A 14,187-nucleotide genomic window follows, 5' to 3' on the forward strand; every position below is an offset into this window, starting at 1 on the left:
GGCCAGTGTGAAACCTGTTGTACCAGAAATCGATATCAACAACTATTATTTAATGAATATGGCCAAAATGGAAATGCAAACACCTCCTCCTATGCCTATTATTAAGGAGGTACCTAAAGTTAAAGAGAAGCCAGTCATAAAAGAAAAGCCGAAGAAAATGGAAAAACCAATGCCGAAACCGCAGCACAAGCCAATGCCGAAACCGCAGCCAATGCCGCAATATATGCCGGAATATTGTCCGCCTATGATTCCATATTATGATCCATGCTGTCCGCCAGTTATGATGCATCCATGCATGGCCTATCCAACGCCTTATTTTAATCAGTCATATATGACTGGACCGTCTTATCACCAACCGTATATTCAACAGCCTTACTGGGGTTATGAAGACGATATGGGAGACAGCTCTACCATTCACCATGGGTATCACGATTCACCCCATTTTATGGGTAGCCAGGGAGAATACTACCCTCAACAGCAAGGGGGAACCATGTCACCATATGGTCAATACCCTATGCAAGGAACACAGGGATACTTTCAGCAACCTGGATTTGGGCATCACGGACATGAATCTTCCTATTATGGGATGGAATCGTCAAGCCATATGATGGATTATCATCATCATAAGCAGCAACAGCAATATATTCCGTTTGATGGGTATATACCGAAAGGCTGCGGCTGTTCTGATACAGGAGCACAGGGGACATTTTATCAGCCAATGAATCAATATGACCACCAAGGAATGAGTCATTCAATGGGTCAGTATGACCACCAGGGAATGGGTCAACAAATGGGTCAGTATGACCACCAAGGAATGGGTCAGCAAATGGACCAACAAGGAATGGGTCAACAGATGGGTCAGTATGACCAACAAGGAATGGATCAACAAATGGGTCAATATGATCACCAAGGAATGGGTCAGCAAACAGGCCAGTATGACCACCAAGGAATGGGTCAACAAATGGGTCAGTATGACCATCAAGGCATGACTCACCCTATGTATCAGCAGGCTGCTCAACAACCATTTTTTCAGGATTCCCAATTTCATCAAAGGTATGGGGGTCAGCAGTTTGAAGCAGGATCTCCTTCCTACAATCCCAATGGCCAGCATGTGATACCGCATATCGAGCCGGCAGCATTTGATATGCCAAGGACACAGGAAGAAAGCAGTGAGCAAGAAGGTCAATCATGATGAGGGAGCAGGAGGGAGGCAGTCTAAAAGACTGCCTCCTTGCTTATTTAAGTCAACAAAATATTGTAGTTTATGAGATGAAAGCTATCAAACCAAAGTTGATAAAGGTTAGTACAAATAAGGGTATATTTATAGCTAAACAATTTGTAAATCAAACAAGATTACTCATGCAACTCGAGTTTTTACAAAAGCTGCGAAAAGTAGGGTTCAATGGATCTTATGTGTTTTCTAATGAAATTAAGCCGTTTGGATGTAAAGGTAAATCAATTGGTTTTATAGAATATTTATCAAAGCATCCAAGAAGTTTTACGTATGAGAATTATTCGGAGCGATTAGAAGGTTTGACATTGTTAAATAAGATGCACGAGGCTTCTGCTACGATAATCAATGATTTGACAGTGAAAAAATACACTTTTTCACAAGTATCAAAATGGAGAGAACGATTAGGAGAATTTACATCTAATATAAATATGCTCAATAGGGTTATTCCCGACTCGATGCTGACCGAATATTTAAGAATGGGAGAATGGGCATTAAATAAGCTGGGTCCATATGAGCTTGAGGATGTGGATGAAGATCCGGTCATCATTCATGGCGACCTGGCGCATCACAACTTTTTTAGAAAAGATGATGGTGAGCTCCTCCTTATTGATTTTGATTTGATGGCAGAGGCACCGCCTATGATTGATTATTTACAGTATGCCAACAGATTGCTAATTTTTAATAATTGCTCATTGAAAGAGATTCTTTCTTTTCCTCAGTTTAAAAAATATCGCGATAATCCGTTCTTTTTGATTGGACTTAGTTTTCCAACTGATATTTATAGAGAATGGAATAGAATCTGCCGTGATCAATTATGGAATTCAAGTCATCGCCTTGATTCTCTATTGAATATTACGAAGGAAGACTTACCAAAGAGGATTCAGTTGTTTACAGAGTTAAAAAAAAGGATTGGACGCATATAGATTTAAGATTATGAAACCATATAATAGCAACTGTATAATGAAATGATTGAAAAGGATGGACATCATATATGTGCGTCCTTTTTTGCATCTTGCTTATGCTTGTCGGAGGCCTACAGGATGTAGGTCATGAAGACGTTGCCCCAGGACGTGGCGTATTTAGTCTTCGTTCCTTAATCAAGGCCCTTCAGCTTTTTAGTAAATCCGGCTTCGGCTCCTAGGAGCTCGAGACATAAGCAAATACTCTGCGGGAGGGAAGAACACTCCCACTGAGTATTCGTCTTATGCTTTTCGCTCCTGAACAGTCGCCTCAGCACTATATGTAATCCGGCTTCAGTGGCTAGAAGCTCGGGACATAAGCATAGCCACTTCGGGGGAAGGACGGCCCCTTTGTGCCTCTGTCTTATGCTCCTCGCTTCTGAACAAGCCACTTCAGCACTTTAGTATTACTTTTTATTTTTTGGGAATACTGGTGGGGAGTTGTGATTTACATCTTAGTGAGGTGGGTTAGATGAATGGACGGTACTTTTTCCTGGTGGCTTGTTTGCTTTGTTTAATAGTCATTCCAGGTATGAATGATCACGTAGGTGTTGCGGTTAGAAACGATGCTGGTCAGGATAGTCCGGTCCTTGGAATTGCTCCAATCCAGCGAACAGTCATTCTTCAGCGAGTTTATTTGGATGGAGAGATGAGTGAAGAAAAAATCGAGGAAACGATTATTTCCATGGATGATTTTTGGAGAAAATATGATAAGTGGCTATTGGTGGACCAAAACGATCAGCAGCTTGTATTCCAAACATATGTTGATGATATTTCTCCTTTATTAAAGGGAAATGGGTATTTTGGAATTAAATCTGATGGAACGATTACTATTTTTAACGGCAAGCCTGCCAGGGATCAAATCATTCAATCTTTCTATCAAATTGATTTAAAGAAGCTGGAATCCACTGAAAAATCGGAATTGCAGAATGGTGTTAGGATCGTAAACAAAGAAAGATATCTTAAGTTCTTGGAAGTTTATAAATCTTATTCAACACCGGCTTCTAAAACGCTTCAATAATTTATAAAGAGCTGATCGTTTACCTGCGACAGCTCTTTTGGCTGTTTTCTTAAAAATCAAAAAATCAAACATTTGTGCTGGTAGTGTATAATGGTTAAATGTAGTATGGTACAATGGTTTACAGTCGAATTAGAGGAGAGGTAAACGTTGTACGATTTTATAAAAGGTCGGATAGACTATGTCTGTCCTGAATATATAGTAGTCGAGAATAACGGGATTGGTTATTTAATTCATGCGCCAAATCCATTTGTATTTTCCGGAACGAATGAGGAAAAGAAAATTTACGTACATCACTATGTACGTGAAGACCTACAGGCATTGTACGGTTTTAGTTCAAGAGAAGAAAAGAAACTGTTTATAAAATTATTAAATGTCACAGGTATCGGTCCAAAAGGTGCGCTTGCTGTACTCGCGAGTGGAAGAGTCGATCAGGTTGTGGAAGCTATTGAATCTGAGGATGAGAAGTTTCTTGTTAAATTCCCGGGCATTGGAAAGAAAACGGCAAGACAAATGATTCTTGACCTAAAAGGGAAGCTTGAAGATGTTTCTCCAGATGCATTCCCTGATTTATTCCAAACGGCAGATGGAAAAGAATTGAGCTACTCCACTAAGAATATTGCGTTGGAAGAAGCATTGCTTGCATTACAGGCACTAGGTTACTCCGAGAAGGAAGTTAAGAAATTAGTGCCGAAGCTTGAAAAAGAGGAAAAAACAACGGAAGAATATATAAAAGGTGCATTACAGCTTATGTTGAAATAGGAGGTGGACAACTTGGAAGAGCGAATCATGGACCTGCATGCACAAAATCAGGATGAGACGTTTGAATATAGTCTGAGACCCCATTCACTTGAACAATATATTGGGCAGGATAAAGTAAAAGAGAATTTGCGTGTATTTATTGAAGCAGCCAAAATGAGAGAAGAGGCGCTTGATCATGTGTTGCTGTATGGCCCACCGGGACTTGGTAAAACGACATTGGCCACAATCATTGCGAATGAAATGGGAGTGGAAATTCGTACTACATCTGGACCTGCTATTGAACGCCCCGGCGATTTAGCTGCTATCTTAAGTTCTCTTCAGCCTGGTGAGGTTTTATTTATTGATGAAATCCATCGACTTCCAAAATCTGTTGAAGAGGTACTGTATCCTGCGATGGAGGATTTTTGCCTAGATATCGTAATCGGTAAAGGACCTGGAGCGCGCTCTGTTCGATTGGATTTGCCCCCTTTCACCCTTGTGGGAGCCACAACGAGAGCGGGTGCTTTATCAGCGCCATTACGTGACCGTTTCGGTGTCATATCCAGGTTGGAGTATTATACTGAGTCACAGCTGCGCGAAATCGTGACCCGTACAGCCCAGGTGCTGGACACAGTGATTGAGGAATCAGCGGCGAGCGAAATTGCCCGCAGGTCCAGGGGCACGCCAAGGATTGCAAACAGATTGCTTAGAAGAGTGCGTGACTTTGCACAGGTACGTGGCGATGGAGATATTCAGTTCGGTTTAGCCGATTATGCCTTGGAATTAATGCAGGTGGATAAGGTTGGACTTGACCAGATTGATAGAAAGTTATTGCTTGGAATCATAGAAAAGTTTAAAGGCGGACCTGTAGGGCTGGATACGATTGCAGCTACAATTGGCGAAGAATCCGGCACAATTGAGGATGTGTATGAACCCTATTTAATGCAGATTGGATTTATGCAGCGAACACCTCGCGGTCGGATTGTGACTGAACATGTGTATCGCCATTTCAATTTGGAAGTGCCAAATTCATGAATCATTTACCAAAAACGATTATGATGATAGGTGTGGCCATTTTTGTGGTTGGTTTTTTAATGCAATTCATTAAAATTGGACGGCTTCCTGGTGATATTTTATTTAAAAAAGGAAATACTACTTTTTATTTTCCTATTATGACGTCTATTATTGTCAGTATTTTATTATCAGTGTTTTTTTATATCATCAGCCGTTTTAAATGAATGTTAATGTCGTGTGAATAAATCCGTTGGCCGAATTGGTTTGCCGTCATTAAAAGATATGTAAATTCCGCCATTTGAGTGTGCTGCATGATTACTAGTTAAAGAAATGGAAGTGTCACCATGAAAGTAGATTTATTTGATTTTCATTTGCCTGAGGAATTAATTGCCCAAACTCCGCTTGAAAAACGTGAAGAAAGCAGATTGATGGTCCTCGATAAAGAGACGGGTGATGTGAATCATACGCAATTTAAACATATTAAAGAATTCTTGAAACCTGGAGATTGCCTCGTCCTAAACGATACAAAGGTACTGCCGGCCAGATTGCATGGAGAGAAGAAGGATACAGGTGCTCATATAGAACTTCTTCTTTTGAAGCAAATTAAAGGGGACGTATGGGAAACGCTTGCCAAACCAGCGAAACGTATTCGCGTTGGAACAGAGGTTGTGTTTGGTGACGGCCAGCTTACAGCTGTTTGTGTAAAAGAGATGGAGCATGGCGGCAGGGAATTTGAATTTAAATATGACGGCATTTTTTATGAAGTATTAGAGGACCTTGGTGAAATGCCTCTGCCTCCATATATTAAAGAGCGGTTATCGGACAAAGACCGCTATCAAACCGTATATGCGCGGGAAGAAGGATCAGCAGCAGCACCTACAGCCGGATTGCACTTTACGGAAGAGCTGCTTGCAGAGATTAAAGAAATGGGCGTACATTTAGCTTTTATTACGCTTCATGTTGGGCTTGGAACATTCAGGCCGGTCTCATCCGATACAATCGAAGGGCATGATATGCATTCAGAGTTTTACCAAATGAATGCTGAAACAGCTCAGCTATTAAATCGGGTTAGAGAAGAGGGAGGCAATATATTCTCGGTGGGAACTACATCCACACGTACCCTTGAAACGATTGCCCGTGATTACAATGGCAGCTTTGCTGAGGCAAGCGGTTGGACTAATATTTTTATCTATCCTGGATTTGAATTTAAAGCCATTGATGGAATGATTACGAATTTCCACCTTCCGAAGTCCACGTTGATTATGTTAATCAGCGCTCTTGCTGGGCGCGAGCATGTATTAAATGCATACAATACAGCCGTTCGTGAAAAATACAGATTTTTCAGCTTTGGCGATGCAATGTTTATTAAGTAAGATTTTTGAGAGGAGTATCACGATTGACAGCAATCCGTTATGAATTAATTAAAACATGTAAACAGACAGGAGCCCGACTGGGACGGGTTCATACACCTCATGGTAGTTTTGAAACACCCGCGTTTATGCCTGTAGGAACCTTGGCTACAGTTAAAACGATGTCACCAGAAGAATTGAAGCAAATGGGTGCCAATATTATATTAGGCAATACGTATCATCTGTGGCTGCGTCCAGGTACAGAGGTCATTAAGGCTGCCGGTGGGTTACACAAATTTATGAACTGGGATCGTGCCATTTTAACTGATTCCGGCGGTTTCCAGGTATTCAGTTTGAGTCAATTCAGAAAAATAGAAGAAGAGGGCGTGCATTTCCGTAACCATTTAAACGGTGATAAATTATTTTTATCTCCTGAAAAGGCTATGGAAATCCAAAACATTTTAGGTTCTGACATTATGATGGCATTTGATGAATGTCCTCCATATCCTGCAACACATGAATATATGAAGAAATCCGTTGAGAGAACATCCAGATGGGCAGAGCGCTGTCTGAAGGCGCATGAAAGACCGAATGATCAAGGGCTATTTGGAATCGTACAAGGTGGAGAATATGAAGATCTTCGCCGTCAAAGTGCCAGCGATTTAGTATCTTTGGATTTTCCGGGATATGCTATTGGCGGATTAAGTGTAGGGGAGCCGAAGGATGTCATGAATCGTGCTCTTGAATTCACTACACCGTTATTGCCGTCCAATAAACCACGTTATTTAATGGGTGTTGGTTCTCCGGACTCCCTAATTGATGGAGCAATCCGTGGAGTTGATATGTTTGACTGCGTATTGCCAACGAGAATTGCCCGGAACGGTACACTAATGACTTCTGAAGGAAGACTAGTAGTTAAGAACGCCAAATATTCTATGGATTTTGGCCCATTGGATCCGAATTGTGACTGTCATGTTTGTAAAACATATTCAAGAGCGTATATTCGCCACCTTATCAGATGTGACGAAACATTCGGAATTCGCTTAACCTCTTATCATAATCTATATTTTCTGCTAAACTTAATGGAGCAAGTTCGACAAGCTATCAGGGAAGATCGGCTTGGAGACTTTAGGGAAGAATTTTTTGAGAATTATGGGTTCAATAAACCAAATGCAAAAAACTTCTAACCATTCTTACTAATGTAATGAAAGGAGTGAAAATAATATGGTATTATCCCAATTCTTGTTGCCAATTTTACTGTTGGTGTTTTTCTACTTTATTTTAATCCGCCCTCAGCAAAAGAGACAAAAAGCAACTGAACAAATGCAAGCTGCCTTACAAAGAGGAGATAAAGTCGTGACGATTGGTGGTCTTCACGGAACTGTTGATTCTATTAATGAAGGTACTGTCATTATCAAAAGTCCAGACGGTTCTCGTCTAACATTTGATAGAAGATCTGTTTCTCAAGTAGTTGAGAAAAAAGAAAGTCCAGTAACAACGAAAGAAGATTAATATGAAAAAACCTAGCCGAATGGCTAGGTTTTTTAGTTTCGTGATCCGCCGTTCATATTTACCCCCAGTACTCCACCCATCATAGCCGTGATAATAAAACAGCCATTATAGATTAGTTGCGTAGATGTAAATACGGTCTCAAGCCCCAGATATTGATAGAGGAAAACAATTAAAGTATAGATTAGGCCTGTACTGCCCCCGAGTAGCCATCCTTGTTTTTTTCCTTTTCCACCGGATATAAATCCCCCAATAAACAATGTTAAAAAAGAGAGAGCCATGATGATATACGTTAAAGAAGATTCAGAAATACTTGTGAATCTAAGTAATAAAGAGAATAATAAGCTGAACAAAGCAGCCATAATAAAGATGGTTACAACTCCGTACAAAATGGCAGAACCTATGTTTTTTGTTTCGATTATGGTCAACCTCCTTATCTTCTATTGGATCTCTATAAATAATTTATTCCGATTCTTTTTATTTAGAATGCAATTTTTGTACAACCAGTTAAATAAATGATTATTTTTTGCTATTCGAATACACACTAAGGTATGTATTCGAATAGAGGGGGATAAAGGTGCTTGAGTATTTGGAAATTATGGGGCGCACGGCCGTTTTATATCTTATTATTTTGCTGGTCTTCCGAATCATGGGGAAGAGAGAAATAGGGGAGCTAAGCCTGCTTGATTTAATTGTTTTTATGATGATGGCGGATATAGCTGTTATAGCTATTGAAAACAAAAGTGGGAGTTTATTGGATTCCATTATACCACTTGTATCATTATTAATTATTCAAGTTTCACTTGCTTTTATTTCTCTTAAATGGCCGTTTTTTCGGAAATTGATAGATGGAAAACCTTCTATTATTATTCACAAAGGGAAAATTGATAAAAACGCCATGAGAAAGCTGCGTTATAATTTTGATGATTTGCTAATGCAGTTACGTGACCAGCAAGTAGAGAAAATGAGTGATATTGAATATGCCATTTTTGAGCCTTCAGGGAAATTATCGGTTTACCAGAAGGAATCATACAAAAAAAATAATCATAATCAGCCAGCTCCACTCTTCCCTCTCATTCAAGATGGAATGATACAAAAGGAGAATTTAAAAGAGTTAGGAAAATCAGAAAGCTGGCTTATTCAGGAGTTAGATAGAAAAGGATACAAAAATGTCAAAAAAATCCTCTTCTGCGGTATGGAAGATGGTGAATTATTTATTAATGATGCGGATTAGTCTTTGCTGTTATGGAAATAATGCTAGTTTTGATAAAAGAGTACCGATAATAGGGACTCTTCTGATTTCCTTCTTTCGTATTAAGCCTGTTAATAAACAACCAATTGCAAAGACGCATACGATAACTGCTATTGATAGAATTAAACGCTGAATCACAGGGATTCCGACTAACCATTGTTCATAGAGCATGTGTCCGATTAATCCGGAGATGGACATGACGACAAGAGCCATGATGTATTCATGCAAGTAAATAGTTAAGTGGATTTTCTTCATGACAGTAGCAAAATGTAAAAGAGTAACAAGCACAGTAGATACACAGATGGCAATAGCAGCTCCCATAATCCCGATATTCGGCTGTGTTACGAGAGTGAGGATTAAGATAATTTTTGTTATTGATCCAATTAGACTGTTAAACATAGCCGCTCTGGCCATATTAAGAGCCTGCAACGTAGCCTGAAGAGGACCTTGAAAAAAGAAGAGCAGAAAAAAGGGTGCCATAAATCGTACATATATGCTGGCATGGTCATTATGATACATGACCTGCATGACTGGTTCAGCGAGTACATATAGAGTGACCACGGCTAGGGTTCCACTTAAAAAAGCAAATCGGAGCGACTGCTGCAGCCGGTGGATCACCTGTTTAATATTTCCTTTATAATAGGCTTCACTGACAGCAGGGACTAATGATGTACCCAGTGAATGGGTGATAAAGGAAGGGAGCATAAGTAATGGTACGGCATACCCAGCCAGTTCACCATATTGTGCAGTAGCAACGCCTGTCGCAACCCCCGCTGCCAAAAGACTCCTTGCCACAACAATCGGTTCAAAAAACCAAGTAATAGATCCAATCATCCTGCTTCCTGTAGTAGGAATGGCAATGGATAAAAGCTCCTTTAATGTATCTTTACCAGATGAAACATAGCTGAAAAATTGTTTTCTCATTTTGAAACTCTTTTTAAATTTAAACATCAACATTAAATATAGCAAGGAGGCAATTTCTCCAATGACTGAGGCTACCATGGCACCGGCAGCTGCATATTCAATTCCATAGGGCAAAAAGGCCTTCGTCAATGCTGCTATCATTGAAATACGTACGATTTGTTCGATAATATTTGAGATGGCATATGGCTTCATATTTTGTTTCCCTTGAAAGTATCCGCGCAAGACAGCTGAAACAGCCGTAATTGGTACAATCGGTGCAATCGCCAATAAAGGCAGTAAAGTTCGGGAGTCTGTAAATACATGAGTTGATAAATATGGAGCAAGCATAAATAATAATGGGGTGAAAATAAGAGAAAGACCTCCGGTTACACATAAAGAAACAACCAGTATTTTCTTTGTTTTTTGATGATCCCCTTTTGCTGATGCCTCTGCCACAAATTTTGAGATTGCAATGGGCATTCCAAGCTGAACGATTGCAATCACTAGATATAATGATGGCAATGCCATCATATATAGACCGACGCCCTCTTCACCGATAAAGCGGGCAATCACAATTCGATTAATAAATCCTAAGATTTTCGTAATGAATCCTGCAATCAATAAGATAACAGTTCCCCTTATAAACTTGGACATTCAATTCCCCTCCTTCTCAAACAAGCAGCAATCATATACAATTATCTATATGCATGCAAATGGACTAACCATGACAAGCTTCACAGAAAAAGTGAATATCTATGAAAAATGAGGGTTGGAGGACGATTAAATTGGACAGACAGCATCCGTATGAGAAATTTCGTTCAGAAATGTTACCAGCTTTAAAAAGTAAACAAGAAGAATTTCAATTGTTAGGTTATCCGGAGGTTGAGGGAAACGATATTTGGATGTATTTAACGAATAAAAAATGGAAGAAACCTAATCCTGAAATAAGGGCATATGAAATTTTTCAAGATATCATGAGTGTTAAAGTGGCACATTATATGAATTATGTGACAATAGAGGCATTAAAAGAAGGTGAGGCTATGAAGAAAAATATGGCTTCAGGGCTTGAAGAATTTAAAGATTTATTTTCGTGATTTTATAGAAATATAAGCGGTATATAACCATGCATTAATTTCCAATTCATAAGAAATCAAATTGACACTTTGTATTCTATCTTTCATAATAAGAACGGTAAAATTAAATTTTAAAAGATTGAAACAACTGGAATAAAACATAGGAACCGAAGTATTTCGGATAATCACGTTTTATTAAAGTAGCGTCCTTCCATGCTGCTTCAATCGGGATATTATGATTAGGGGGCTATTTACATAATGGTTAAGAGAAGTAGAATCCTGGCTTTCTTCCTTATTGTAATCGTATTAGGAGTTACCTTTGTTGGTACAACGTCTAATATCATGCAAAACATTAAGCTGGGCCTTGATTTACAGGGCGGGTTTGAAGTTCTTTATAAAGTGGAGCCAGCAAAAGATGGACAAAAGATCGATGAAAAAGCAATGGCGGCTACTGCCAGCGCGCTGGACCGAAGAATCAATGTTCTCGGTGTCAGTGAGCCGAGTATTCAAGTTGAAAGCGGAAATAGAATTCGGGTACAGCTTGCAGGTGTAGATGACCAGGAGAAGGCAAGGGAACTTCTTTCAACGCAAGCTAATTTAACTTTTCGTGATGTAAACGATAAAGTGAGAATGGATGGCGGGGACTTAAAAGAAGGAGGGGCGAGCCAATCCTTTGATAGTCAAACCAATCAACCCATTGTACAGGTCCAATTAAAAGATGCGGAAAAATTTGGACAGGTAACACGTGATATATTAGCTATGGCTCCAGAGAATCAATTAGCGATTTGGCTGGATTTTGAAGAAGGAAAAGATTCTTATAAAGAAGAGATAACAAAAGAGGATCCTAAATTTATTTCAGCACCAAACGTAAATCAAGTGATTAATTCAGATACAGCCGTTATCTCAGGTGATTTCACTGTAGAAGAGGCTAAAGACCTCGCTGAAATTTTAAATGCAGGTGCGCTGCCGGTTAAACTTGATGAAATCTATTCAACATCTGTTGGTGCTAAATTCGGTGAAGAAGCATTAAATAATACTCTTTTAGCCGGAATTGTTGGGATTTTGGCAATCTTTATTTTTATGGTTGCTTATTATCGTTTCCCAGGCGTGATTGCGGTTGTATCATTGTCTGCCTATATTTATTTAGTCATTCTCGTATTTGATTGGATGAATGCAGTTCTTACATTGCCAGGTATAGCTGCCCTCATACTGGGGGTAGGGATGGCAGTCGATGCGAACATTATTACAAATGAACGGATCCGGGACGAAATTCGCAAGGGTCGTTCCATTAAGGCAGCCTATAAAGAAGGGAATAAACACTCTTTAGCCACAATCATGGATGCTAATATTACAACCTTGCTTGCAGCGGCTGTTCTGTTCTTTTTTGGGATAAGCTCAGTCAAAGGATTTGCGACCAGTTTAATTGTCAGTATATTAGTCAGCTTTATAACGGCTGTGTATGGTACAAGATTGATTATGTCCTTATGGGTGAACAGTAACTTCCTTAACAATCGCCCAGGCTGGTTCGCTGTTAAGAAAAGTGACATTCATGATTTAAATGAATTTAAAAAGGATAAATATTTACCTACGAAGTTTGATAAATGGGATTTCATTAAGCCTGCTAAGAAATTCTTTATCTTCTCTATTATATTAACCATAATTGGAGTAGGATCCTTATTTATAAATGGTTTAAATACAGGTATTGATTTTTCCAGCGGATCCAGAATTCAAATTAATGCTGATAAAGAACTATCAGTAGATGAAATTCAAAAAGATTTGAGTGAAAACAAAATTGATTCGCAAGATATCGTTATGGCTGGTGAGGGTAACACATCGGCTGTCGTACGGACGAAAGATGTCTTTTCAAAAGATGAAATTGCAGAGCTAAGCAATTACTTTGAATCCAAGTATGGGCATAATCCGAATATAAGTACGGTATCCCCGACAATTGGTAAGGAGTTAGCCAAAAATGCACTGATTGCGGTAGCAATTGCTTCAGTTGGTATTGTCATTTATGCGACTCTCCGCTTTGAATGGAGAATGGCTCTTCCTTCTATACTGGCACTCTTGCATGATGCGTTTATGATTATAACCATCTTCAGTATTTTTAAAATCGAAGTGGACTTAACGTTTATAGCAGCTATATTAACCATTATTGGGTATTCGATTAATGATACAATCGTTACGTTTGACCGTATTCGTGAGAATATGCAAATGAAAAAACGCATTAAGACTCAGGAAGAAATTAATGAGATTATTAATATCAGTGTTCGCCAAACAATGGTCAGGTCTATCAATACAGTTCTAACCGTGTTAGTTACTGTGTTGGCGATGATGTTCCTTGGAAGCGAATCAATCTTTAATTTTAACCTTGCTCTATTAATCGGTTTGGTAACAGGTATGTATTCTTCTATTCTGCTTGCAGCCCCTATTTATGGAATCCTAAAAGGCAAAGAGCTGAAGAAGAAAGGTGTTATCAAAACATATAAAGAAAAACGCGTAAACAACGATCAACCGCAAGTTTAATGACGTTTCATACAAAATAGCCCGTTTCTCTTTCTTGAGAAACGGGCTGTTTTTATGAGAGCTACACCAGATTTACAAAAAGACTTTATGTTATAACTGATCATTTTGTGTGCTTTTTTGTTGTGTATGCAAGATATGGTAAAGGTAAACAATAGACTAACAAACATTCATCGAGTACGTTTTCCCTTTGTATGATAAGGGGATTAAAACTATATACAAAGATTTAATAGGATATTTCATAATACTTTATAAAGGAGTAAGAATATGAAAAAACTTCAATGGTACGTGATTCTTGGGATAGTATTTGCTCTTATCGTTGCTATTTTTGCTGTTGTTAATGTAGATAAAGTGGATGTTAATTATGTCTTTGGAACGGCTCATTGGCCATTAATTTTGGTTATATTAGGTTCGGTTGCCATGGGTGGAATCATTGTTGGTTCTGTAATGGCAGTTCGGATTGTCTCTCTGACTAAGCAGATAAAAGAAATAAAAAATGAACGGATAGTTCATAATGAATTGGATGGTAGTGAACGTAACATTCACCCTAAATCATAAATATTTAGAATCACTCATTGAACCTTTGATAGATATTTTTTATAATAGATAGGT

14 protein-coding genes are annotated in these 14,187 nt (G+C 38.9%); 12 read left to right on the forward strand and 2 right to left on the reverse strand.

Annotation, left to right across the window (positions count from 1 at the left end):
- Positions 1-1,188: 1,188 nt before the first annotated feature.
- From AC4D4B_RS05580 to yajC, 8 genes are all read left to right on the forward strand, one after another.
- A complete protein-coding gene (locus tag AC4D4B_RS05580; RefSeq protein ID WP_490999389.1) occupies positions 1,189-2,157 on the forward strand; it encodes a phosphotransferase in 969 nt (322 codons plus the stop codon).
- A gap of 508 nt (positions 2,158-2,665) precedes the next feature.
- Positions 2,666-3,214 carry a BofC C-terminal domain-containing protein gene (locus tag AC4D4B_RS05585; protein WP_490996565.1) on the forward strand — a complete coding sequence of 183 codons (549 nt, stop codon included), beginning with the start codon at positions 2,666-2,668 and terminating at the stop codon, positions 3,212-3,214.
- A 147-nt stretch (positions 3,215-3,361) separates the two neighbouring features.
- Positions 3,362-3,973 carry a Holliday junction branch migration protein RuvA gene (gene ruvA / locus AC4D4B_RS05590; protein WP_066105483.1) on the forward strand — a complete coding sequence of 204 codons (612 nt, stop codon included), beginning with the start codon at positions 3,362-3,364 and terminating at the stop codon, positions 3,971-3,973.
- A 12-nt stretch (positions 3,974-3,985) separates the two neighbouring features.
- The gene (gene ruvB / locus AC4D4B_RS05595) at positions 3,986-4,987 is read left to right on the forward strand and encodes a Holliday junction branch migration DNA helicase RuvB (protein WP_490996566.1); all 1,002 of its coding nucleotides are present in this window, start codon (positions 3,986-3,988) and stop codon (positions 4,985-4,987) included.
- Positions 4,984-5,190, forward strand: a complete 207-nt coding sequence (locus tag AC4D4B_RS05600; protein ID WP_490996567.1) for a DUF2905 domain-containing protein — start codon at positions 4,984-4,986, stop codon at positions 5,188-5,190. Before ruvB ends, AC4D4B_RS05600 begins: the two co-directional genes overlap by 4 nt.
- A gap of 120 nt (positions 5,191-5,310) precedes the next feature.
- Positions 5,311-6,339, forward strand: a complete 1,029-nt coding sequence (queA, locus tag AC4D4B_RS05605; protein ID WP_490996568.1) for a tRNA preQ1(34) S-adenosylmethionine ribosyltransferase-isomerase QueA — start codon at positions 5,311-5,313, stop codon at positions 6,337-6,339.
- Between the two features lie 23 nt (positions 6,340-6,362).
- A complete protein-coding gene (gene tgt, locus AC4D4B_RS05610) occupies positions 6,363-7,502 on the forward strand; it encodes a tRNA guanosine(34) transglycosylase Tgt (protein ID WP_490996569.1) in 1,140 nt (379 codons plus the stop codon).
- Positions 7,503-7,539: 37 nt separating this feature from the next.
- Entirely contained in the window at positions 7,540-7,827 is a 288-nt protein-coding gene (gene yajC, locus AC4D4B_RS05615) for a preprotein translocase subunit YajC (RefSeq protein ID WP_490996570.1), read from the forward strand.
- 32 nt (positions 7,828-7,859) lie between these two features.
- On the opposite strand, the gene AC4D4B_RS05620 is transcribed toward yajC, so the two are convergent.
- Positions 7,860-8,252, reverse strand: a complete 393-nt coding sequence (locus AC4D4B_RS05620) for a TIGR04086 family membrane protein (RefSeq protein WP_306821561.1) — start codon at positions 8,250-8,252, stop codon at positions 7,860-7,862.
- Positions 8,253-8,422: 170 nt separating this feature from the next.
- Here AC4D4B_RS05620 and AC4D4B_RS05625 point away from each other — a divergent pair, with 170 nt between their 5' ends.
- Positions 8,423-9,058, forward strand: a complete 636-nt coding sequence (locus tag AC4D4B_RS05625) for a DUF421 domain-containing protein (RefSeq protein ID WP_490999495.1) — start codon at positions 8,423-8,425, stop codon at positions 9,056-9,058.
- A 9-nt stretch (positions 9,059-9,067) separates the two neighbouring features.
- Here AC4D4B_RS05625 and spoVB read toward each other — a convergent pair whose 3' ends face one another.
- Positions 9,068-10,633 carry a stage V sporulation protein B gene (gene spoVB, locus AC4D4B_RS05630; RefSeq protein WP_490996571.1) on the reverse strand — a complete coding sequence of 522 codons (1,566 nt, stop codon included), beginning with the start codon at positions 10,631-10,633 and terminating at the stop codon, positions 9,068-9,070.
- Between the two features lie 131 nt (positions 10,634-10,764).
- On the opposite strand from spoVB, the gene AC4D4B_RS05635 reads away from it, so the two are divergent.
- From AC4D4B_RS05635 to AC4D4B_RS05645, 3 genes are all read left to right on the forward strand, one after another.
- Positions 10,765-11,073: a post-transcriptional regulator gene (locus AC4D4B_RS05635; RefSeq protein ID WP_490996572.1), complete on the forward strand. Its 309-nt coding sequence runs from the start codon at positions 10,765-10,767 to the stop codon at positions 11,071-11,073.
- Between the two features lie 237 nt (positions 11,074-11,310).
- Positions 11,311-13,578: a protein translocase subunit SecDF gene (gene secDF / locus AC4D4B_RS05640; protein WP_490996573.1), complete on the forward strand. Its 2,268-nt coding sequence runs from the start codon at positions 11,311-11,313 to the stop codon at positions 13,576-13,578.
- A gap of 264 nt (positions 13,579-13,842) precedes the next feature.
- Positions 13,843-14,133, forward strand: coding sequence for a LapA family protein (locus tag AC4D4B_RS05645; RefSeq protein ID WP_490996574.1), 291 nt, complete (start codon positions 13,843-13,845; stop codon positions 14,131-14,133).
- The last annotated feature ends 54 nt before the right edge of the window (positions 14,134-14,187 follow it).

This window comes from Pradoshia sp. Z6_59, assembly GCF_058267515.1.